The organism is Lentzea sp. NPDC058450 (assembly GCF_042721395.1).
GTDB lineage: Bacteria > Actinomycetota > Actinomycetes > Mycobacteriales > Pseudonocardiaceae > Lentzea.
The window spans coordinates 21,957-43,313 of record NZ_JBHXLO010000037.1; the positions used below are offsets into that span (position 1 = coordinate 21,957).

The following is a 21,357-nucleotide window of genomic DNA, read 5'->3' on the forward strand; positions in this document are numbered from 1 at the left end:
TGTCGCCCGGTCGCCCCGTGGGGCTGTTCCCGGCCCCCCGCCCCCCCGCGGGGGGGGTTGGGGGGGGCCCCGGCCCCCCCCCCCCCCCCCCCCACTTCTGGGCGGTGTGGCCGCGCCCCCCTACGCCGCGGCCACACCTGGTCTCTCAGGTGCGGACCAGCTTCATCTCCTGGTCCGGCAACACGGTCTCGCCCGCGGACGTCCCCTGGGGCTCGTGCGCCCGCAGGTCCCGCCCACCGGCGAACACCGCCTGCCACGTGTCCCACACCGCGATGAGCGCGGCGGACAGCACGACGGCGATCGCGATCGTGAGCACACCGTCGACGTCGAGCAGCACCACGGCTGCCACGACGGCCCACAGTTCGATGGCGGTGAAGAGCACGGCGAGCACCACACGTTCCGTGTGCTTGCGCCGCGCCGTCGCCATCTGCTTGCGGGACGGTGCTTCTGGCAACGTGTGGCGCTTCATGACGGCTCCCCTGTGGTTTCTCAGAAGTTCTCTGCACCGAGGAAACCGCCGCGGGCCGGAAACGTGTGCGTCATATGCCGCACAACGCGCGCAGTTCGTCCTCGCGGAGAATCTCGATGCGCGTCCGGTGAGTGGCGATGATCCCCTGCTCCCGCAACGTCTTCAAGGCCCGCACCAACGTCTCCCGGGAGATTCCCGCGATCCCGGCCAGTTCGCGCTGGCTCAACGGCACCGTGGCGATCATGTCGCCGGCGTCGCGGTGGGCGAGGCCGAGCAACAGCCCGCCCACGCGTTGCAACGAGGGCCCGGTCCGCAGGTCCTGCTGGTCGGCCGCGGCCCGGGCCCGCGCCAGCTGGACCCGCAGCAGGGCCCACACGATGCGCGGATGCCTTTCGCAGAGCCGGATGAACGCGGGAGCGGTGATCAGCACGCCCTCGACGGTGTCCACCGCCGTGAGCGTGGCCGAGCGCCCGAGTCCGTCGATGGCGGCGACCTCACCGATGATCTCGCCCCGGCCGCGCACGGCCAAGAGCGACTCGTCGCCGCTGAGGGAGTACCGGCTGACCCGCACCCGCCCGCGCGACACGACGAGCACGTTGCGCGTCTCGTCCCCCTGGTGGCAGATCACCGAGCCGGCGGCGAAGGTCCTGCGGGAGGCGGCCGCCAGCATGGCCGCGCGGTCCGGTTCGTCGAGCATCCCCCAGAACGACTGGCCGATCCCCATGCTTCCATGATTCACGGAACAGCCCTGCGGTCACTGCCCCGATCGATCTAATCCCCCCGCCTTTCGGGCAACCGGGCGTAACGACCTGCCACGGCTCGCCGAAGTTCCCGGCGGGTCGGGCCCGCGACCCGCTCGTCCTATCGGTTGAAATCTCCGGCCGGGCCGCCCGAGCGCTCCTTGGTGTGAAGGGAATCCTGCTGTAGTTACGCACGAGTGTCTGCTGTGCGAGATCCCACGGGGTGGAACTGGGCCTTGTGCGTCAAACGGCGCGCAGCCCGGCCGGTCGGTCTGGTACACGACGAATCGACTCGCCGGCAGCCGCCGGCGTCATGTCGTGGGAAGGACGGTCGTGCCCCAGCCACCGACCGAACACCGGACGATCGTCGCTGTCGACGTCGCCGAGTTCACCCGCCCGGACCGCACCGTCGCTGACCAGCTCGCGGTGCAGGAAGGGCTGTACGGCGTGCTGCGGGCCGCGCTCACCGCGGCGGGCGCGGTCGTGGAGGACTGCCACATCGAGGACCGCGGCGACGGCGCGTTGATCCTGATCCCGCCGTCGGTGTCGAAGAGCGAGCTCGCCGACAAGCTCCCCGACCGCCTGGCCGCCGAGATCCGCCGCCACAACGCGACCCACGCGCGAGCCTCCCAGTTCACCCTCCGGGTGGGGCTGCACGCCGGTGACATCCGCAAGAACGCGAACGGCTGGGTCGGGAACGCCGTGGTCCAGACGTTCCGGATCCTCGATGCGGAGGAGGCGAAGACGGAGTTGAGCAGATCCGGTCAGCTCGTCGCCTTCATCGCGAGCTCGTACTTCTACGAAGAGGTCATCACCCAGGACCCGGCCAGCGCACCGGAGTCGTACCGCCGCATCGAGGTCTCGGTGAAGTCCTTCGGCGGCTACGCCTGGCTGCGGCTGCACGGCGGGCGCTGGGAGCCGGAGCCGGCACCTCCCGCGCTGGTCGCCGCGCCGGCGAGGGCGGACGACGTGGTCGTGCGGCCGCTGTTCCCCGCGGACGAGATGAAGGTCCTGGAGGGACTGCTGTCCGAGGTGGAGACCGAGCGGCTGCCGATGATCGTCCGGCGTGCCACGCGGGCGAGAATTCCGCTGCCCCGCGCCCTTTCGGTCTGGGACGCGTTCGTCGACCTGTCCGACGTCAACGCGGACGCGGACGGCATCCCGCCCGCCGTCGAGTTCCTCGAGCTGCTGGCCGAGGACATCGGCGGTGACAACGCCGCCGAGCTCACGGAGTGGATCGAGCAGAAGGTGTACAACCTGCGGCGCACGGGGGAGCGGCAGGAGCGCCGGGAGACCAGGGTCGCGCTGCCGGTGCAACCGCGGCTGCACCTGATGATCGTGGTCGAGCTGGACGCCATCGACGAGAGCAGGTGCGTGCTCAGCTTCTGGCGTCAGGAAGATCCACTCGAATGGCCTCCGCCGCGCGGGGGGCCGTACGAGCTCGCCGTGGACGAACTGGAACGGCGAATCGACGACGTGATCATCGCGGCCGAGAGCGAGTGGGCCGACCAGGCTATTTCAGTCGCCCTGGAATTCGTCGTGCCCAGGCCTCTGCTGGGTGCGCCGATCATGGCGTACCGCAAGGAAATCGAGTCTGGTTTCCCTCGCCCGCTCGTGTACGACTATCCTTTGTCGATCAGATCTCTGGAGCGAATGCGGTCCGCTCACTGGCATCGTCTTTGGCGCATGAGATGGGACTCGGCTGTGGATGACAACTCGTCCTTACGTCGAATTCACCCGTACGGATCAGCGGAAAGCAAGGAGAATCCGATCGACGCCGTGCTGAGCGAATCCACGTGGGTTGGAATGGTCATGGACGAGCCACCTGCCGCGCTGCGGGCAGGCGTGCCCCTGGTCGTGTGGCACCCCCGTGCGAGCGCCGAGGACCTCCGCGAGCTCGTCAGCCGGCTCGTCACGGGCGACGGCGGCATCGCCGGAGTGCCGGGCCGTCACCGCGACGCACACCTGGCGGCGACCGACGACGACCTGATCCGGAACCTCGTCGTCCTCCTCGACGACCCGAATCGCAAGATCGAGCCCGGCGGGCCCGCCTCGCCGACGTCGAGCGGGGGTCGCCGATGAGCGTCCGCGAACACGGCCAGGACGGCCGCAGGGTGGGGCTCGACGCGCCCGACTGGTGGATCTACCGCGGCACCGGCCGGGAGATCCACGACATCGACCTCGCCGAGCTGCTCCCGCCACCGCCACCGTGGCGGGACTTCCAGGGCGGGCCGGTTCCCGGGAACGACGTGCCGCCCGGTGACGACGGCGAGGCGGGCCGCCGGCTCGGACCGGAGATCAACCTGGCCGAGTCCGACGTCGACGCGCACGAGCTCGACGTCGTCAACGCCGCTCTCTATCTGCGCCGTCCCTTGTTGCTCACCGGAAAGCCCGGCGTCGGAAAGTCCTCGCTCGCGTGGCGCGTCGCCAGAGAACTGCGACTCGGTCGCGTGCTGCGCTGGTCCATCACCAGCCGCACCACGCTGAATTCCGGGTTGTTCGATTACGACGCCATCGGCCGGGTTCAGGCCGCTGCGAGCCGGGCGCAGTCCGGAAAACAGGAAGAAGCACCCATCGGGGAATTCGTCCGCCTCGGTCCGCTGGGCACCGCATTCCTGCCGCGCAGACTTCCGCGGGTCGTGTTGATCGACGAACTCGACAAATCCGAATCCGATCTTCCCAACGACCTGCTGAGCATTTTCGAGGACGGCGAGTTCGTCATCCCGGAACTGGCGCGCGTGCGCAACCAGACGCGCGAGGTCACCGTTCACACGAACGATCCCAACGGAACAGCGACCGTCGTGGACGGCAGGGTCGGTTGCCGCGCGTTCCCGATCGTCGTCATGACGAGCAACGGCGAGCGCGAGTTCCCGCCCGCTTTCCTGCGGCGAGTGCTCCAGCTGGAGATCAAGGACCCGACGGTCGAGCAGTTGGCCGCCATGGTGGCCAACCACCTGCTGGACGCCCAGGGTGAACACCGTGACCGGCTGGTGCGCGAGTTCATCGCGAAGAGCCGCGCGGAGGGCGGCTTGCCGGCGGACCGTCTTCTGGACGCCGTGTACCTCGCGTCGTCCGGGGCGTACCAGCCGGACGACGCGGCGTGGCAACGGCTGCTCGACTCGTTGTGGCGCCGATTGACGGAGCTGTGACGTGGGCGGCCTGGAGGGTCTGGGCTGGACCGAGGTCGGGGACGCCGTGTGGCTGGCCGCCGCGATGCGAGGCGGTGCAACGGAAAGCGGGGAGAGCGAGCCGGGCGATCCCGATCCGCCCGACTTCGTGAGGCCACCGCCCGTCGAGGTCGTGCGGGACGAACCGCCGCCGCCCGCCGAGCCGGAACCGGAGGCGGGGGAACCGGAGCCTGACCCGCGGGCCACGTCCGCCGAGGCCCCGGTGCCCGTGCCGAGGCCGGAAGACACGGCCGAGATCCCGTCCGGGCGTGACGACGAGGCACGCGGGGAAGTGCCTCCCGTCGCGGTGGTGACGCCCGCGCTCACCGAGATGCTGGAGTGCTTCCGCGCGTTGCGGCCGTTGAAGCGCGAGGTGGCTTCTTTCCGTTACGGGTCAACGATCCTGGACGAGGTGGCGACCGCGGAGCAGATGGCCCGCACCGGCACCTGGTGGCCCATCACCCGTTCGAGTCCGGAGCGTTGGCTCGATCTCACCGTCGTTTTGGACGACAGTCCGTCCATGTCGCTGTGGCGGCCCAAGGTCGTCGCGTTCCTGGAGATGCTCGCGCGGCTGGGGGCCTTCCGCACGATCCAGTTCCGCTTGGTCGACGTCGTCCGCGACGGGGAGGGCACGGAGGTCCCGGTGCTGCGCGGTGGTACGCCTGGTGCGCCCGCGCGCGATCCGGCCGAGGTGCTCGACGTCTCGGGCCGCAGGGTCATGCTGCTCGTGACGGACGGGGTCGGGGGCGTCTGGCGTCCCGGTCTGCTGAACCCGATGCTGGCCCGGTGGGCGCGATCCATGCCGGTGAGCGTTCTTCATCTGCTGCCGCAGTGGTTGTGGGGCCGGGGTTCCGTGCCGCTGCACCGCGCCAACCTCACCGTGCCGTCGGCGATGCGTCCCAACAGCCGCTGGAAGTACGACCTGCCGGACGCGTGGCTGGAGGAGGACCCGTCCGCGCACCTGCGCGACGGTGCCGTGCCCGTGCCGGTGATCGAATTGCAACCTCGCTACCTCAAGTGGTGGGCGAGGCTCGTGACGGCGGCGCACCGGGGCCCGGCCGCCGGTACGGTGCTGCTGGCCACCAGGGAGACGGCGACCGCGCCCGACGGGGACATCTCGGCGAAAGAGCACGTGGGCCGCTTCCGCAGTCTCGCCTCCCCGCCCGCACTCCGCCTCGCGACGTTGCTCGCGGCGGTTCCCGCCCATCCCGAAGTGGTGAAACTCGTCCGCCATCGGTTCGTTCCCGAGGCCCGCACGGAACATCTCTCAGAATTGCTCCTCAGCGGAGTCATGCACTATTCTCCGGCTTCCAGCGATGACAAGTCCACTTGGGACTCCTCTACCTTCGTCTTTCCCGAGAAAGTGCGAGAACTGCTGCTCAACGGCGCTCGTCGGTCCGAAACCGCGGGTGTCGTGCAAACGGCTGCGGCGGTATTCGGGGATCGAATTCCGGTACTGGGCAGGCTCAGGGACGCCATCGTGGATCCGGACAACACGCCGGACCCGGTTCCCTCCGTTGCGAACGCTGCTGAAGTCGGGCTGCAGCGTGCGGTGATGGGGGCGCTGTCGGGTCCGTACCTGTCGCGCGCGGATCGACTGGGCAATGCGGTGGCACGCGATGGCGCGTCGCCTCCTGAATCAATCAAGTCCCGTACGACTAGGATGGAAAGCAAGGAAATGCCCGATGCGGCCGAGCGCACCAGCAAGTTGACGGTATCCGAACCACGTGCGCATTCCGCATCGGACGCGGAGCAATTCGCCGGGGCGCGCGACAACGACCTCCCCGAGGTGAGCGGTATGACAGTTCTGCCCGCTTCGAGCTCGCGGACGTTTCACGAGCGGAGGTCGGATGATCCCCCGATCATCTGGGGAAATGTGCCGCCGCGAAATCCGAACTTCACCGGGCGCGTGGAACTGCTGGAGCAACTGGGCAAACGCCTGACCGCGGGCGGCGCCACCGCCGTCCTGCCCTCCGCCCTGCACGGCATGGGCGGTATCGGCAAGACCCAGATGGCGACCGAGTACATCTACCGCCACCTGCAGGACTACGACCTCATCTGGTGGATCGAGGCGGCCCGCCCGACCCAGATCCGCGCCGGCCTCACCGAACTGGCCCGCCAACTGGGCCTGCCCGGCGCCTCCGAGGCGAACACCGCCGTCCCCGCCGTCCGCGAGGCCCTGCGCGTGGGCCGCCCGTTCCGCCGCTGGCTCCTCGTCTTCGACGCCGCCGAGAGCCCCGAGGAAGTGCGTCCGTTCTTCCCGACCAACGGCCCGGGCGAAGTGCTGATCACCTCCCGCAACCCGGACTGGGCCGGCGTGGCCAGGCCGCTGGAACTCGCGGTGTTCGACCGCGCGGAGAGCATCGAACTGCTCGGCAAGCGCGGTCCGGAGATGGACAACGCGGACGCGAACGTGCTCGCGGAGAAGCTCGGTGACCTCCCACTGGCCGTGGAGCAGGCTGCGGCCTGGCGCGCGGTCACCGGCATGCCTGTGAGCGAGTACCTGCGGCTGTTCGACGAGTCCGTGGCGGAAATCCTCGACACGTCCGCCCAGACCGACTACGAGCGGTCGGTCGCCGCTGCCTGGAACGTGTCGTTCGACGAGTTGAAGAAGCGCAACCCCGCAGCACATCAGATCCTGCACATCTGCGCCTTCTTCTCGCCGGAGCCGATCTCCCGAGACCTCTTCACCGGCGTCAGCCGAGTGTCGATCTCCCCGGAACTCGATGCCGCGCTGAAAGACCCGATCAAGCTCGCCCGCGCCATCCGCGACATCAACCGCTACGGCCTCGCGAAGATCGACCACGCCAACAACACCCTGCAGCTGCACCGCCTGGTCCAGTTGGTGCTGCGCAACCGAACCATGGCGCCCCAGTTGCACGCTCAGATGATGCACGGCGCGCATCAGCTCCTGGCCAGTCTCGACCCCAACGACCCAGAGTCGAACAGGCACTGGCCGCGCTACCGCGAGCTGCTGCCGCACGCCTACGCCTCCGAAATCCTCGACTGCGACGACGACTGGCCCCGTCAGCTCATCATCAACCTGATGCGCTTCCTCTCCGCCTGGGGTGACCACGAGGAGGCCGCCCGGCTGGCGGAGCGTGCGTTCGAGAGCTTCGAGCGCAAACTCGGACCGACGCATCCGCAGACGCTGGAAGTGGCTCAACGTCTCGGCTTCTACCTCCTGGCCGCCGGTCGCCACGAAGAGGGCTCGCTCGTCAACCAGCGCGCTCTCCAGCGCCAGATCACGGTGACCGGCGAGGACAGCGAGGAGGTGCTGAAGCTCCTGCTCAACATCGTGGTCGATCTGCGCTGGAAGGGCGACTTCGCCGCGGCCGCGAAGGTGACCGAGGAGACCTACCAGAAGTACAAGAGGCTGTTCGGCGAAGGGGAGCCGGAGACCCTGCAGGCCGCCTACCAGCACGCCATCAGCCTCCGGCTGGCAGGTGAGTACCTGGCGGCAGCGGAGCTCGACCGCGACACCGCCCACCGCCGCAGCGAGCTGCTGGGACCTGACCACCTCAGGACGCTCAGCACCTACGCCTCGGAGATCGTCGACCGGCGCGAGGCCGGTGAGTACACGCGGTCCCGGATCGAGATGGAGAAGTTCACCGAGGTGTTCCGGACGCGGTTCCCCGCGGACAACCCGAGCCAGGCGACCTACTCGTTCCTGCTCTCCATCGTGCGGCGCAAGGACGGCGACCACGCGCGAGCGCTGGAGCTGTCCGCTCCGGCACTCGCCCGGTACTCGCTGCTGTACAAGCCCGACAACCCCACTCGTATGGCGTGCGCCCTGGCGCATTCGATCGACCTCCGCCACTCGGGAGACTTGGACGCCGCGAAGAAGCTCGGCGAGGAGACGTTCGAGCACTACCGGAGCGGCCTCGGGGAAAACCATCCCCACACCATCTCGGCGACCGTCGACCTCGCGGTGACGATGCGGCTGAGGGGAGAGGTGGCCGAAGCACGAGAGCTCGACGAGCGGGCGTTGGAACTCTTCCGCAGCGGTCTCAGCCCGAATCACCCGCACGCGATCATCACCACGATCAACCTGGCGAGTGACCTGTCCGCACTCGGAGAGGTCGAGCGAGCGATCGCGCTCGGCGAGGACGCTCTGGAGCGGGGCAGTCGTGTGCTGGGCGTGGACCACCCCACCGTCCTGGCGGTGTCGCTGAACCTCGGCTACGACCTGCGGGCAGCAGGTCGCGCGGAGGAAGCCGCGCCGTACCAAGAACCGGTGCTGGACAGGTATCGCAGGGTGCTCGGCGAAGCGCACCCAGGCACCATCGCAGCGATCAAGGGTGAGCGCGCGAACTGCGACATCGACCCGCTGCTGATGTAGCGCGGTCTCAGCCGGAGACGAGCTGGCCGAGCCACCAGGCGAGCTTCTCCGGAGTAGGTACGTCACGGGCGGTGCGCCGGAGTTCGCGGTGCACCGCCCGCACCAGTTCCGGGCGGTGCAACAGAGCCCGTGCGGCCGGGTTGGGGCCGGAGCCGCTGAGCGCGAGTCCCAGCCCGACCAGTGAAGCGGGCCGGTCGGGTTCGGCGCGCAGTTCCGCGCGATAACCGCGGGCCGCGTCGCTGAAACGACTGCTCGTCAGGGCGAAGTCCGCGTCGGTCGCTCCGGGCACGGCGTGCCAGAGGTCCTGTCCTCCGTCGCTCGTGCTGAGGCGGGCCAGTGTCGCGCGGCAGCGGGGCCACGGTCCGTCCGGCACCGGGGTCGGGGGAAGGTCGGCCGAGGTGAGGACGACGGGCGGCCGCGCTCTGCCGGCCAGCCAGGCGTCGGTGGTCGCGGCGACGACCGCGGGATCCGGCCGCAGGTGGCGGAGCCGCCAGCCGGCCCGGTGATCCGAGGCGAGCAGGCCGGCGAGGTCCACGACGTCCTGGGGCACCCGTTCCTGCTGCCAGGGGCCGAGCACCTCCGCGACACCGGCGAGAAACCGTTGTCCTGCTTCGGTCAACGTCGCGTCCCGGCGTACAGCCACCAGCGTGCGCCACGTCTGGCCGCGCCAGTGCGCGAACTCGAAGAACGCCTGCCGCGATCCGTGGAATCGGGCCATCCCCCGCCAGAACGCGGTGACGCCGAAGAACGCGTAGACGCCTTGCAGAGCGCCGCTGAGCGGGCGCGGATCGTCCCGCCAGGGCACGTAGATCCGCTCCGTGCGGTCGGGTTCGTAGAGCTGCGCCAGGTGCAGGATGCCGCCCAACACGATGTGCTGGAACTCGTGCACCAGCGTGGCCGCGAGGTCGGCGGCGTCCACGGGCAGCCCGATCACGGCGCTGCCGAAGGCCTCGCCTGTCGACGCGCTCGGGTTTTGGAAAGGCACGTTTGGTTTGGGCACCACCGCGCCCAGCCCGGCGGCGACCACATCCGCGAGTTCCGGTGTGGCGTCCAGCAGCAGTTCGTGCGCGCCCCTGAGCAAACGACGCCACTCGGCAGCGTCGGTGCTCTCCAGTCGTTCCGGTAACAGCGGTTCGTGAAGGCCGCGGTAGGGGTCCAGGTCGTCCAGGGTCACCAAGAGCCGAGCCGCCTCGGAGCCGCTCCGGCAGGTGCGCAGTCCCCACCAGCCGGGTGAGTCGGCCTCGAGCGCGGTCGGCAGCCACACCTCACCGTGCTCGTTGGAAATCGCGTAACGGCCACGTCGGCCCCGCACCTCGGCGGTCGAGAACTGCTCCGGCGCGTGCAACCGGGCAGTGCCGAGCGAGGGCAGGATCGCGTTGCCCTCCCACAGCGGCACGGAGATCTCGAAGTCCAGGTCTGCGGTGATCGCTGCGGCCGCCGCGAGCGCGTGCACGTGGCCGACGTGCATCCACAGTGGACAGGCGCCGTCGACTCCGTCGTTCAGCAACCGCGTCGTGTAACCGGCCCAGCTTCCGGTGTACGGGTGCGCGAACGCCCGGTCAAGGGCCGCGGGTGACACGGTCTCGACTCGGGTGAGCAGGTCCCACACCGCTTCGAGTGGGGGCAGCGGCCCGAACGCCGCCGGCGTTTTGACGGCCGCTTCGAGCAATGCGTGCACCAACAGCTTTCGCCTGCTCAACTCCGCTCCGCGCAACCGGTCGATCATGGTCGCGTCACCGGTGAGGCGTGCGAAGGAGTCGAAGTCGCTCCACGGCAGGCGGTGGAAGGCGGTGGGCTGCGGCATGATCAGTCGATCCGTTCACCGCCCGAGGCTTCGGCGCTTCTGTAGCCCGCGCTGACGAGGCCTGCTCGTTCCACCACATGGCGCAGGGAGTGGCGCAAGGCTTCGCCGTCGAGGTCGCGCAACCTGGTGAAGGGGATGCCTTCGAGGTCGATCAGCGCGGACTCCAGGTCCGGCTCCCAGCCCGATGAGCTCATGTGTCGATTCCCCTCACGCCGAGTGCAGGTCGGTGCAGGCGATTCCATGATGACGCAACAACGCGGGGTTCAGGTAGGCCGTTGCGTTGCGTTCCTTGCCCTGAAACGGGCAACGGTGGGCCGTCAGGCGTGCGTGGCCTGGAATTGGACAGGAATTGGAAGCCTTTTGGCGGAAGGGTTTTCCGGCGTGCGGGGGAGTGGGAGTCCGAGAGCGTCCGACACCGTCCGAGTCGCTTGGGCGAGCGGGGTGTGCCGGGTGAGCGTGGACGTGTTGATGTTGGTCTGACTGGGAGGAGCGATGCTGTGAAGCGTTTCGCGAAGCTGGCCGGTGAGAGGCTCGTCGGGCTCGTGCTGCCGAAGATCGATGCCGGTGCCTGCGTGCCGGAGCACGGGCAGTGTTGCAAGAAGGGCTACCGCTTCAACTGCAACGGCATCTGCTCGTCCGTGAGCAGCACCTGCAAGTGACACAACGGGGTGCCGGCGTTCGTCGCCGGCACCCCGCCTGCTCGGGGGTGCCGTCGTGCTGGATCTCTTCGCCCGTGTGCTTCTCATCGCGGTCTTCTTGGCCGCATTTGCCGGAAAGGTTCGAACGCGGCAGGGATTCGCGGAGTTCCGCGACTCCATTGCCGCGCTCGTTCCGTTGCCCGCGAATGTGGTCGCTGTTCTGGTGCTCGCCGGAGAGGCGTTGGCGGTCGTGCTGCTCGCAGTTCCCGGCACGCTGCTCGGGTACGGCGTCTCGGCGTTGCTGCTGGTGACCTTCTGCGGCGCGGTGGTGCTGGCCCTTCACGGCCGGAAATCCGTGCGCTGCCATTGTTTTGGTGCGGGTGGGGACGTGCTGGGGGTGAAACACCTGGTGCGCAACGGGGTGTTGCTCGTCGTTGTTGCTTTGGGGGCGTTCGTGCCGTCGCCTGCTTCCTGGGAGGAACCGTTGACCCTGCTCACGATCGCCGTCGTGCTGCTCGCCGTGGTGGTGGCGGTGCACGTCCTGTTCACGTTCGGGTTGGTGGCGCGGGTCCGGGAGTTGCAGGAGAACGCCGTGCCGAAGCGCGAGTCGACGTTGCCGCGGCCGGGCATGGTGATCAAGCCGTTCGCCGTGCTGGACACCGACGGGCTGCCGTTCACCGAGGCCGATCTCGGCGGGGCGGTGCAGGTCGGGTTCTTCTCCGTCGGGTGCGGGCCGTGCCGGACGCTCACGGACGCGCTGGTCGCGGATCCGCCCGCGGCGCGGTTCGTGTCCGTTGTGGACGGAGATGCCAGTGATCCGGACGGCACGGCCGGGCTGGTCGCGAAGGTGGGTGTGCTGGGGCGGGTCGTCGTGGTCGGCACGGACGATCCGGTGTTGTCGGCGTTCGAGGTGATGGCCTATCCGACGTTGCTGCACACGCACGGGGGAGTGGTGACGGCGTCCGGGATCAAGCTCGCCGACTTCGCCGGTGCGCCGGCGCCGGTGGCGTGATCCGCACCGCGCTGGCGGCGCTCGCGGTGCCGTTCCGGGCTGCGCCGGTGCTGGCTTTCGGCACGCTCGTGCTCACAGTCGTGGCCGGTGCGGCGCCTGCTGCTGGAGCCTGGCTGACGGCGTCGCTGGTCGACGAGTTGACGTCGGGTGCGGCGAGCACCGGTCACGCGGTGTTCCTGGCGGTGGCGTCGGCGCTGGTGGGTGGGGCGGCGATCGCGTTGCTCTACCTCACCGGGTACCTCGGGGAGGTCGTGCGGAGCCGGGTCGCGGTGACGGTGGAAAGCGCGCTGTTCCAGCGGATCGCCGCGTTGCCGGGGTTGCGGCGGATCGAGGACCCCGCGTTCCACGACCGGGTGCGACTCGCCGAGCAGGCCGCGCAGGAGGCTCCCGGGACGATCTCGCAGTTCACCCAGGAGGTCGTGCGCTCGGTCGTGCTCCTCGCCGGTTTCACGGGTGCGTTGCTGGTGGTGTGGCCGCCGATGACGTTGCTGTTGCTGGCCTCCGTGGTGACGGCCGTGTTCGCGCGGCTCGCCACGGCCCGGCGTGAGGCGTCGACGGAGGAGGCCTGGGTGGCGACGGATCGGCGGCGGCTGTTCTACCGGGCGTTGCTCACGGACGTGCGGGCCGCCAAGGAGATCCGGCTGTTCGGGCTCGGGGAGTTGTTGCACACCAGGATGGTCGAGTCGCTCGCCTCGGTCAGCTCGGCGAGGCTGACGGCGCAGCGCCGGGGGACGTTCGTGCAGAGCGCGCTGGCGTTGCTGGGGGCCGTGGTCGCCGGTGCGGGCACGGTCGTGGTGGCGTTGAGCGTCGCGGGCGGGCGGTCGTCGGTCGGTGATCTCGTACTGTTCCTCGGGGCCGTGGCGGCGGTGCAGACCGGGTTGTCCGGGGTCGTGCTGCAGCTCGGCGAGGCCGGGCGGGCGGTGCGGCTCTTCGGGCACTACCTGGACGTGCTCGCGACGCCCGACGACCTGCCCGGCGGCACCGCTGTCCCCGGTCTCAGCGCGATCGAGCTGCGGGACGTCTGGTTCCGGTACGCCGACGACGGGCCGTGGGTGCTGCGGGGCGTGGACCTGACGATTCCGGCGGGCGCGGCGGTCGGGCTGGTCGGGGTCAACGGGGCGGGCAAGAGCACGCTCGTGAAGCTGCTGTGCCGGTTCTACGACCCGCAGCGCGGCTCGATCACGTGGGACGGCGTGGATCTGCGCGCGTTGGACGTCACGGCGTTGCGAGCGCGGATCGGCGTGGTGTTCCAGGAGTTCATGACCTACGACCTGAGCGCGGCCGAGAACGTCGGCATGGGTGACGTGTCCGCGCTGGGCGACCGGTCGCGGATCGCCGACGCCGCTGGACGAGCGCGGGTCGCCGACGTGCTGGAGGCGTTGCCGGACGGGTACGACACGGTGCTGTCGCGGACCCACGCCGACGACGAACGGACGGGCGTGACGCTGTCCGGCGGGCAGTGGCAACGCGTTGCGCTCGCCCGGTGCCTGATGCGCGCGGACGCGGCGTTGATGATCCTCGACGAACCGACGTCCGGGCTGGACGCCGAGGGCGAGCACCGTGTGCACGAGACCGTGCGCCGGCACGCGGAAGGCCGCACGAGACTGCTGATCTCGCACCGGCTCTCCGCGCTGCGCGGCGCCGACCTCATCGTCACCCTGGCCGGCGGACGGATCGCCGAGCAGGGTGACCACGACGCGTTGATGGACGCGAACGGCGAGTACGCGCGCCTGTTCCGGTTGCAGGCCGACGGCTACCAGGACGTGAGGGTCAGCTGATGTGGATCAGGGTCACGGTGCGCGGCAACAGCATGTCGCCGACGTTGCACGACGGCCAGAAGCTCCTGGCGCGCAAGCTCTTCCGGCGCCCGCGCCGCCGTGAGGTGATCGTGTTCCGGGTGGCGGACCCCGAGCTGCCGCACCGGGTCAAGAGGGTGGCCGCGGTCGCGGGCGACCCGGTTCCGGAGTGGCTGCCGCTGCCCGGCGTGGAGCAGGTGCCGGACGGGTTCGTCGTGGTGGTGGGAGACAACCCGCGTTCACAGGACTCCCGTCAGCTGGGACTGGTCGACTGCAAGGACGTCGTGGCCTCGGTGCGCGGCACGTGAGAGCGCTTGCACGCCGCGACCCACCGCAACCGCCACCGCGCCGTGTCCCCGCCGCACGCCGTGGCGATCGCGAGAACCGTGTCCAGCCTGGGAAACCGGCGACCGGTCAACGCGTCGTGCAACGTGCTGCGGGCGCACCCGGTGCGGCGCGCCAGTTCCCGGTACGACAAGCCGACCAGCAGACGCAGCTCGTCCAGGTCGACGCCGAGCTCTGTCCTGCCCCCTGTGGTCATCCAGACTCCCCTGTAGTGGGTTGCTCCGTTCCTCTCCTTCAGCCCACTGCATGGTTACCCGAGGGGACGGGACTTCGCCACTGTCCTCGCGACTAGGGCGTGCGCGCCTCGTTCGTGGCAGGCTCGGCGGCGTCCTTCAGCTCGCTCTTCCTCCGCGTCAGCACCAGGGGCCCGTCCTCGGTGATCGCGACCGTGTGCTCGGAATGCGCCGTTCGCGACCCGTCCGCCGACCGCAGCGTCCAGCCGTCGTCGTCGTAGATGATCTTGTCGGTGGTGGCCGCGAGCCACGGTTCGATGGCAACGGTCAACCCCGGACGGAGCTTCATGCCGTGCCGCCGCCTCCCGTCGTTGGAGATGTGCGGCGCCTCGTGCATCGTGCGGCCGATCCCGTGCCCGCCGAACTCGAGGTTGGGCTTGTACCCGAACTGCGCGCACACCTCGCCGATCGCGGCCGAGATGTCGCCGATCCGGTTGCCGACCCGCGCCTGCTCGATCGCCGCCGCGAGCGCCACCTCGGTCGTCCGGACGAGCCGCAGGTCCTCCTCGCGCGCGTTGCCGACCACGACCGTCATGGCCGAGTCCGCCGCCCACCCGTCGATGGTGACGGCGATGTCCATCGTCAGCACGTCGCTGTCCTGCAGCACGTAGTCCTTCGGCAGGCCGTGCAGGACCGCGTCGTTGACCGCCAGGCACGTCACGTTGCGGAACGGCCCGCGCCCGAACGACGGCGAGTAGTCCCAGTAGCACGACACGGCGCCGCGCTCCTTCAGCATGTGCCGGGCGTGGTGTTCGAGGTCGAGCAGGTTCACCCCCGCCACGGCCTTCTCGGCGAGCGCGTCCAGCACCTCCCCGATGAACTGCCCGGTGACGTGCATGCGTTCGATCTCGGCCGGCGACTTGAGCTCGATCAACGTGGTCCTCCATCAGCGGTTACCGGTATAACTATACCGCCGTCGCGAATCCGGCTGAACAACACCACCCAAGAGTGGGACGCGCGTTGCGCCGACCCCGTCGCCGTCACCACAGTGCCAGGTCATGAAGCAGGTGTTGCAGCACAGGATCGACTCGACCTTCGCCCACTACGACGTCAACCGCAACGGCGTCATCGAACTGGCGGACATCTACGCACTGGCGAACCGCCTGCTCAAGGCGTTCGGCGAACCGGCCTCCTCCGACCGGGGCCGCGACCTGATCGAGGCCTACGACCGCTTCTGGGAACTCCTCGTGGACCACTGCGACACCGACCGCGACGGCCGCATCGGCCCGGACGAGTACCGCGAGGCCATGATCGAGGCCTTCGTGGACCACGGCCCGTTCGACGCGGACCTCCTGGAGATCGTCACCTCGCTGCTCGCCCTGATCGACACCAACGGCGACGGCCGGGTCGACGCGGGCGAGTTCCAGGTCCTGCTGAGGGCGCGCGGCCTCTCCGAGGAGGAGTGCGGCCTGGCGTTCGCGCACCTCGACACGGACGGCGACGGGGCGATCAGCGTGCAGGAGTACGTGGCGGCGGTCCGGGACTACTACACGAACCCGGCGGACGACACGCCCGGCAGCTGGCTGTACCCGAAGGCCCTCCAGCACACCTGAGCCTCACGCGCAGGAGTGTGACAACCGCAGTCGTCGAACCCGGAGGGGCCGAACGCGTTCGCGTCCGGCCCCTTCTGCATCGTCCACTCAGGACCGGATGAACTCCAGCAGGTCGGCGTTGATCACGTCGGCGTGCGTGGTGGGCATGCCGTGCGGGAAGCCCTCGTAGACCTTCAGCGTCCCGTTCTTCAGCAACGGCGCGGAAAGCAGCGCCGCGTCGGCGATCGGCACGATCTGGTCGTCGTCGCCGTGCATCACGAGGACGGGGACGGTGATCTTCCGCAGGTCCTCGGTGAAGTCCGACTCCGAGAACACGGCGATGCCCTCGTAGTGCGCGAGCGCCGAGCCCATCATGCCCTGGCGCCACCAGTTCTGGACGAGGGCCTCGCGGACCTCGACGCCGTCGCGGTTGAAGCCGTAGAACGGGCCCGTGGGCAGGGCGCGGTAGAACTCCGAGCGGTTGGCGGCGAGCTGGGCGCGGAGGTCGTCGAAGACCTCGACGGGCAGGCCGCCCGGGTTGGCCTCGGTCCTGAGCATCAGCGGCGGGATGGCCGCGAGGATGGCCGCCTTCGCCACGCGGGACTCGCCGTGGTTCGCGAGGTAGCGGATGACCTCGCCGCCGCCGGTGGAGTGGCCGATGTGGATGGCGTCGTGCAGGTCGAGGTGTTCGGTGACGGCGGCCAGGTCGGAGGCGTAGTGGTCCATGTCGTGGCCGACGGCGACCTGGGCGGAACGGCCGTGGCCGCGGCGGTCGTGGGCGACGACCCGGTAGCCCTGCCGCACGAAGAACAGCATCTGGGTGTCCCAGTCGTCCGACGAGAGCGGCCAGCCGTGGCTGAAGACGATCGGCTGACCGGTGCCCCAGTCCTTGTAGAAGATGTCCACGCCGTCCTTGGTTGTGATCGTCGGCATCGCCCTGCTCCTGTTCGGGTTCGCTTCTGTTGGGAGCAACTCTGCTGCGGCCGGTGTGGCCACAGGGTCTGTCACATGACTGGACCGGCGGGGCGACCGTCATGTGACGGATGACGGCCGGAGCGCCTGCGGAGTCAGTGAACTCCCGAAACGTCAGCGGGGCGAGGACTCGCGGCGGTAGCGGGCAGGCGAGGTGCCCAGGGCCGCGCGGAACGCCTGGCTGAACGCCGATTCGGAGCGGTAGCCGACCTCGCGGGCCACGCGCGTCACGGAGTGGTCGGTGCGGGTGAGGAGGTCGGTGGCGGCCATCATGCGGATCGCGGTCAGCAGGGTCGCGACGGTCGTGCCGGTGCGGGCGCTGAACCGGCGCAGGAACGTCGCCCGCGACATCGACGCCTCGGCCGCCAGCCGTTCGATCGTCCACGCCTCGCCCGGCTGCTCCAGCACACCGGTGATCACCCGGCCGAGCACGTCGTCGCCCATCGCCGTCCACAGGCCCGGGGTGTCGAGGCGCTGGTCGGGGCGGCTGCGCAGGGTCATCACCAGCAACGCGTCCAGCAGTGCGGAGATCACCGCCTGCGACCCGGCGCCCGCGAACACCGCCTCCGCCCTCAGCACCTCGGCCAGCGCCAGGGCGGGTGGGTCCAGGGTCACGTGCACGACGGCGGGCATCAGCCGGAACAGCAACGCCCCCGCGCCCTGCTCGAAGCGGTAGTGGCCGCAGAACAGGTCGATCCCGCCGCCGGTGGACGTTACGACGTGCGCGTCGCCGTGGGGGAGCAGCAGCATGTCGCCGGGGGACAGGGCGACGGAGTAGCCGCCGGACGTCAGCGTGCAGGCGCCGTCGAGCAGCAGGTGGAACGGCACCTCGCCGGGCCCGGACGCCGGGTTGTCCAGCGTCACGCTCCCGGCCAGCAGGCAGCGCACGTCGATCTCGCCCTCGGGCCTCGCCAACCGGACGAGTCCGCTCAAGCTGGTCACGGCGACATACAATCACAAATCATGACTTGATCCGATCTCGACGGAAATTGAGCCTCCGGAGTGTGGAGATCTCGACCGGCACGCGTGATGCTCCCGCGGGAGCATCACCACCTCGGGAGGACCGGCCTGTGCCGCTGATCGGCCGCGAGCAGGACATCAGTGCCATCAGGGCGTACTTCGACACCGCCGGAGTGCGCGGCGGAGCGCTGCTCGTCAGCGGGGACGCGGGCGTCGGCAAGACGGCGGTGCTCGACCAGCTGGCCGCGCGCGAGACCGGGATGGTGCTCAGGGCGGCCGGCGCGCAGTTCGAGTCCGAGATCAACTACTCGACGCTCAACCAGCTGCTCTTCCCTCTCGGCGACGAGATGCCCCCGCTCGGCGAGGCTCACCGCGCGGCACTGAGGTGTGCGCTCGGGTTCGACGTCGGCCCCGTCCCGGACCGGCTCGTCGTGTCGAACGCAGCGCTGATCTGGCTGCGCGCGGTCGCGAAGCAGCAGCCGTTGCTGATCATCGTCGACGACCTGCACTGGGTGGACCGGGCGAGCGCCGAGGTGCTCAGCTTCGTCGCGCGACGCCTGGTCGGCAGCCCCATCGTCTTCCTCGGCGCCTGCCGCACGGGCGAGCGCGGGTTCTTCGGCCAGAGCGGCCTGAACGAGACAACGTTGTCGCCACTGGCGGTCCCGGCGGCCCGCGAGCTCGTCAACGCGCACTTCCCCGACCTGGCCCCGGCCGTGCGCAGGCGTCTGCTGGAGACCGCCGCCGGCAACCCGCTGGCGCTGCTGGAACTCCCGTCCGCGCTGGACGGCGAGCAACGCTCCGACTTCACCACCCTGAGCGAGGCGCTGCCGCTGCCGGAACGGCTCCAGGGCATGTTCGGCGACCGGGTGCGGAACCTGCCCGAGAAGGCACGGCAGATGCTGCTGCTGGGCGCGCTCGCGGGCAACGTCGACTTCGCCCGCCTGCGTTCCGCCAACGACAACGGGTGCGTGCTCGACGACCTGGCCCCGGCCGAACAGGCCCGGCTCGTCCACACCGCCCCGAACCGGCTCACCTTCCGGCACCCGCTGATCAAGGCCGCCGTCGTCGAGGCGTCCTCGGAGTCGGAACGCCGCTGGGCGCACGGCGTGATCGCGACCGCCGTGGACTCCCCGGAACGCCGCGTCCGCCACCTCGCCGAGTCCACCCTGGACCCCGACGAGACCATCGCCGCGCAGCTCGAACAGGCCGCCCACGCGTTGTCGAAGCGGGGTGACGCGCTCGGCGCGATCGGTGCACTGACCAGGGCCGCCGAGCTCAGCCCCACCCTGCAGGCGCGCGGCAGAAGGCTCGCGGAGGCCGCCTACATCGGTGCCGAGAACGGCGGTGAGATGGCCACCGCGACCAGGCTCCTCGGCGACGCGCGTGAGACCGGCGTGCTGGAAACCCAGTCGCTGTTCGCCGCCGCGGCCGCCGCGCACCTGCTGATCAACAACGACGGCGACGTCACCACCGCGTACCGGCTGCTCGCGGGCGCCGTCGAGGCCGGTGACCACGGCTTCGACGCCGAGGACCCGGTGCTGACCGAGGCCATGCACAGCCTGATGCTCATCAGCTGGTGGGTCGGCACCGACGACGCGGGACGTCACCACCGCGGACTCGTCGACAGGCTCGTGCCCGCGCCGTCGCCCGTCACGCGGGTGAACGCGGCGATCTTCGCGGACCCCGTCACGGCCGCGGACGACGACATCGCCGCGCTCGACGCGTTGATCGACTCGGTCGACAACGACGAGGACCCCACCAGGCTCGTGCGGATCGGCACCGCCGCGCTGTTCGGCGACCGACTGCACCGCCTGCGCGCCCCCGAACGCCTCCTCGTGCAGAACGCCCGCGAGGGCAACGGCCCTGCCCGCCGCTACATCGGCGCGCTCATCCACCTCGCGATCGACGAGTTCCACTCGGGACGGTGGGACGAGGCGTGGCAGCTGTGCGAGGAGGGCATCGCCGTGTGCGCGGAGCACGGCTTCAAGTTCTTCCGCTGGTACTTCGACTGGGTGCGGGCCCTCGTCGCGGCGGGCCGGGGCCAGGTCGAGGCCGCGCGCCAGCTCACCGACACGACCGTGCGCTGGGCGCAGGCGAACCGGGCGCTCGGTGTCACGTACTTCGTCCAGCAGGCCCGCGCGCTCGCCGAGATCGGCGCCGGGGACTTCCAGTCCGCCTACCAGTACGCGACGCGGGTCAGCCCGGCCGGGCAGATCGCCCGCTACCGGCCCACCGCGCTGTGGTCGGGCCTCGACCTGGTCGAGGCCGCCCTGCACATCGGACGGCGCCAGGAGGCCGAGCAGCACGCCGCCGCGATGGCGTCGGTCCAGCACGTCTCGCCCCGGATGCGGCTGCTCGCCACGGCCGCGGGCGCGTTGGTCTCCAGTGACACCAAGGAGTTCGAGGACGCGCTGAGCGGGCCGGACCTCGACGTGTGGCCGTTCGACACGGCACGCGTGCGGCTGCTCTACGGCGAACGGCTGCGCAGGACCCGTGACACCAGCGGTGCCCGTGAGCAGCTCACGCTCGCGCACGACGTGATGACGGCCCTGGGCGCCGTGCCCTGGCGTGACCGCGCGGCGGCCGAACTGCGCGCGACCGGCATCACCAGGCAGGCGTCGTCCGCCGCGGACTCGCTGCTGACCCCGCAGGAGCGCGAGATCGCCGACCTCGCGGGCAGCGGCATGACCAACAAGCAGATCGGCGAGAAGCTCTTCCTGTCGCACCGGACCGTCGGCGACCACCTGTACAAGATCTTCCCCAAGCTCGGCATCACCTCCCGGGCGGCCTTGCGCGACGCGCTGACCTCGTACGACGAGCGGACCGTCATGTGACTGATGTTGTGCCGGCGGGTCGCGCGCGACGCTGAGGGGCATGACTGAAGTCCATTGGCCGCCCGGCTGGGGGCCGGAGCAGTGCGACAGCTTCGTGAGCTGCGAGCGGCTCGTCGCGGCGGCCCCGGAGGCCCTCTTCGACCACCTCACGGCGGTGGGGGAGTGGCCGAAGTGGCAGCGCGGGACCGCCGAGGTCCAGATCGACGGTGAGCTCTCCGTCGGCAGCGGGTTCGTCGTGGCCACGGCCCTGAACACGCTCGACGGCATCGTCGGCGAGCTCGACCGCCCGGAGCGGTTCGGCTGGATCGCGGTGAGCGACGGCCTGAGCTTCTACCAGTCGTGGCTGCTGCTCCCCGACGCCGGCGGCACCCGCGTGGTGTTCGAGGAGGCCGCCAGAGGCCCGTCCGCGACCCTGCGCGCGGCCGAGCGACTCGACCAGACGAAGGAGTGGCTGGCCTCGCTCGATATAGTCAGGTATCGTGACTATCACGATGAATGACTAGTTGGGAGTTC

Annotated in this window: 18 protein-coding genes; 10 read left to right on the top strand and 8 right to left on the bottom strand. The window is 70.0% G+C overall.

Annotated features, from left to right (window positions below; translation table 11 throughout):
* Positions 1-145: 145 nt before the first annotated feature.
* Both ACFWNN_RS38520 and ACFWNN_RS38525 read right to left on the bottom strand, forming a co-directional pair.
* Positions 146-469, bottom strand: a complete 324-nt coding sequence (locus ACFWNN_RS38520; RefSeq protein ID WP_382444905.1) for a hypothetical protein — start codon at positions 467-469, stop codon at positions 146-148.
* A 70-nt stretch (positions 470-539) separates the two neighbouring features.
* Positions 540-1,193: a Crp/Fnr family transcriptional regulator gene (locus tag ACFWNN_RS38525; RefSeq protein WP_382444906.1), complete on the bottom strand. Its 654-nt coding sequence runs from the start codon at positions 1,191-1,193 to the stop codon at positions 540-542.
* Positions 1,194-1,542: 349 nt separating this feature from the next.
* On the opposite strand from ACFWNN_RS38525, the gene ACFWNN_RS38530 reads away from it, so the two are divergent.
* From ACFWNN_RS38530 to fxsT, 3 genes are read left to right on the top strand one after another with little or no spacing between them, the layout of a single operon-like run.
* Complete coding sequence (locus tag ACFWNN_RS38530; RefSeq protein ID WP_382444907.1) at positions 1,543-3,291, top strand: hypothetical protein; 1,749 nt, start codon at positions 1,543-1,545, stop codon at positions 3,289-3,291.
* Positions 3,288-4,358 (top strand): AAA family ATPase, encoded by a 1,071-nt coding sequence (locus tag ACFWNN_RS38535; RefSeq protein ID WP_382444908.1) that lies wholly within the window; start codon positions 3,288-3,290, stop codon positions 4,356-4,358. The genes ACFWNN_RS38530 and ACFWNN_RS38535 overlap by 4 nt, the downstream gene beginning before the upstream one ends.
* Position 4,359: 1 nt before the next feature.
* Positions 4,360-8,718: an FxSxx-COOH system tetratricopeptide repeat protein gene (fxsT, locus tag ACFWNN_RS38540; protein WP_382444909.1), complete on the top strand. Its 4,359-nt coding sequence runs from the start codon at positions 4,360-4,362 to the stop codon at positions 8,716-8,718.
* A gap of 7 nt (positions 8,719-8,725) precedes the next feature.
* On the opposite strand, the gene ACFWNN_RS38545 is transcribed toward fxsT, so the two are convergent.
* Both ACFWNN_RS38545 and ACFWNN_RS38550 read right to left on the bottom strand, forming a co-directional pair.
* The gene (locus tag ACFWNN_RS38545; protein WP_382444910.1) at positions 8,726-10,522 is read right to left on the bottom strand and encodes an HEXXH motif domain-containing protein; all 1,797 of its coding nucleotides are present in this window, start codon (positions 10,520-10,522) and stop codon (positions 8,726-8,728) included.
* Positions 10,523-10,524: 2 nt separating this feature from the next.
* Positions 10,525-10,716 (bottom strand): hypothetical protein, encoded by a 192-nt coding sequence (locus ACFWNN_RS38550; protein ID WP_382444911.1) that lies wholly within the window; start codon positions 10,714-10,716, stop codon positions 10,525-10,527.
* 303 nt (positions 10,717-11,019) lie between these two features.
* Here ACFWNN_RS38550 and ACFWNN_RS38555 point away from each other — a divergent pair, with 303 nt between their 5' ends.
* The 4 genes from ACFWNN_RS38555 to ACFWNN_RS38570 are packed head-to-tail and all read left to right on the top strand — an operon-like array spanning position 11,020 to position 14,276.
* A complete protein-coding gene (locus ACFWNN_RS38555; protein ID WP_382444912.1) occupies positions 11,020-11,181 on the top strand; it encodes a hypothetical protein in 162 nt (53 codons plus the stop codon).
* 55 nt (positions 11,182-11,236) lie between these two features.
* Entirely contained in the window at positions 11,237-12,172 is a 936-nt protein-coding gene (locus ACFWNN_RS38560; protein WP_382444913.1) for a MauE/DoxX family redox-associated membrane protein, read from the top strand.
* Complete coding sequence (locus ACFWNN_RS38565; protein WP_382444914.1) at positions 12,169-13,950, top strand: ABC transporter ATP-binding protein; 1,782 nt, start codon at positions 12,169-12,171, stop codon at positions 13,948-13,950. Before ACFWNN_RS38560 ends, ACFWNN_RS38565 begins: the two co-directional genes overlap by 4 nt.
* Positions 13,950-14,276, top strand: coding sequence for a S26 family signal peptidase (locus ACFWNN_RS38570; RefSeq protein WP_382444915.1), 327 nt, complete (start codon positions 13,950-13,952; stop codon positions 14,274-14,276). The genes ACFWNN_RS38565 and ACFWNN_RS38570 overlap by 1 nt, the downstream gene beginning before the upstream one ends.
* Here ACFWNN_RS38570 and ACFWNN_RS38575 read toward each other — a convergent pair.
* Both ACFWNN_RS38575 and map read right to left on the bottom strand, forming a co-directional pair.
* Positions 14,222-14,509 (bottom strand): helix-turn-helix domain-containing protein, encoded by a 288-nt coding sequence (locus ACFWNN_RS38575; RefSeq protein WP_382444916.1) that lies wholly within the window; start codon positions 14,507-14,509, stop codon positions 14,222-14,224. The two genes, ACFWNN_RS38570 and ACFWNN_RS38575, sit on opposite strands and share 55 nt — an antisense overlap.
* A gap of 92 nt (positions 14,510-14,601) precedes the next feature.
* Entirely contained in the window at positions 14,602-15,420 is an 819-nt protein-coding gene (map, locus tag ACFWNN_RS38580; protein WP_382444917.1) for a type I methionyl aminopeptidase, read from the bottom strand.
* Positions 15,421-15,544: 124 nt separating this feature from the next.
* On the opposite strand from map, the gene ACFWNN_RS38585 reads away from it, so the two are divergent.
* Entirely contained in the window at positions 15,545-16,099 is a 555-nt protein-coding gene (locus ACFWNN_RS38585) for an EF-hand domain-containing protein (RefSeq protein WP_382444918.1), read from the top strand.
* Positions 16,100-16,186: 87 nt separating this feature from the next.
* Here ACFWNN_RS38585 and ACFWNN_RS38590 read toward each other — a convergent pair whose 3' ends face one another.
* The gene (locus tag ACFWNN_RS38590) at positions 16,187-17,011 is read right to left on the bottom strand and encodes an alpha/beta fold hydrolase (protein ID WP_382444919.1); all 825 of its coding nucleotides are present in this window, start codon (positions 17,009-17,011) and stop codon (positions 16,187-16,189) included.
* 153 nt (positions 17,012-17,164) lie between these two features.
* A complete protein-coding gene (locus ACFWNN_RS38595; protein ID WP_382444920.1) occupies positions 17,165-17,992 on the bottom strand; it encodes a cupin domain-containing protein in 828 nt (275 codons plus the stop codon).
* A 128-nt stretch (positions 17,993-18,120) separates the two neighbouring features.
* Here ACFWNN_RS38595 and ACFWNN_RS38600 point away from each other — a divergent pair, with 128 nt between their 5' ends.
* Together ACFWNN_RS38600 and ACFWNN_RS38605 are read left to right on the top strand one after the other, a co-directional pair.
* A complete protein-coding gene (locus ACFWNN_RS38600; protein ID WP_382444921.1) occupies positions 18,121-20,844 on the top strand; it encodes an AAA family ATPase in 2,724 nt (907 codons plus the stop codon).
* Between the two features lie 40 nt (positions 20,845-20,884).
* Complete coding sequence (locus ACFWNN_RS38605; RefSeq protein WP_382444922.1) at positions 20,885-21,343, top strand: SRPBCC family protein; 459 nt, start codon at positions 20,885-20,887, stop codon at positions 21,341-21,343.
* The last annotated feature ends 14 nt before the right edge of the window (positions 21,344-21,357 follow it).

Bases quoted from the DNA above. Each gene is read 5' to 3' on its own strand.
- ACFWNN_RS38545 (WP_382444910.1), bottom strand. From the start codon at position 10,522: ATGCCGCAGCCCACCGCCTTCCACCGCCTGCCGTGGAGCGACTTCGAC.
- ACFWNN_RS38590 (WP_382444919.1), bottom strand. From the start codon at position 17,011: ATGCCGACGATCACAACCAAGGACGGCGTGGACATCTTCTACAAGGAC.
- ACFWNN_RS38550 (WP_382444911.1), bottom strand. From the start codon at position 10,716: ATGAGCTCATCGGGCTGGGAGCCGGACCTGGAGTCCGCGCTGATCGAC.
- ACFWNN_RS38525 (WP_382444906.1), bottom strand. From the start codon at position 1,193: ATGGGGATCGGCCAGTCGTTCTGGGGGATGCTCGACGAACCGGACCGC.
- ACFWNN_RS38585 (WP_382444918.1), top strand. From the start codon at position 15,545: ATGAAGCAGGTGTTGCAGCACAGGATCGACTCGACCTTCGCCCACTAC.
- ACFWNN_RS38570 (WP_382444915.1), top strand. From the start codon at position 13,950: ATGTGGATCAGGGTCACGGTGCGCGGCAACAGCATGTCGCCGACGTTG.
- ACFWNN_RS38520 (WP_382444905.1), bottom strand. From the start codon at position 469: ATGAAGCGCCACACGTTGCCAGAAGCACCGTCCCGCAAGCAGATGGCG.
- ACFWNN_RS38605 (WP_382444922.1), top strand. From the start codon at position 20,885: ATGACTGAAGTCCATTGGCCGCCCGGCTGGGGGCCGGAGCAGTGCGAC.
- ACFWNN_RS38575 (WP_382444916.1), bottom strand. From the start codon at position 14,509: ATGACCACAGGGGGCAGGACAGAGCTCGGCGTCGACCTGGACGAGCTG.
- ACFWNN_RS38535 (WP_382444908.1), top strand. From the start codon at position 3,288: ATGAGCGTCCGCGAACACGGCCAGGACGGCCGCAGGGTGGGGCTCGAC.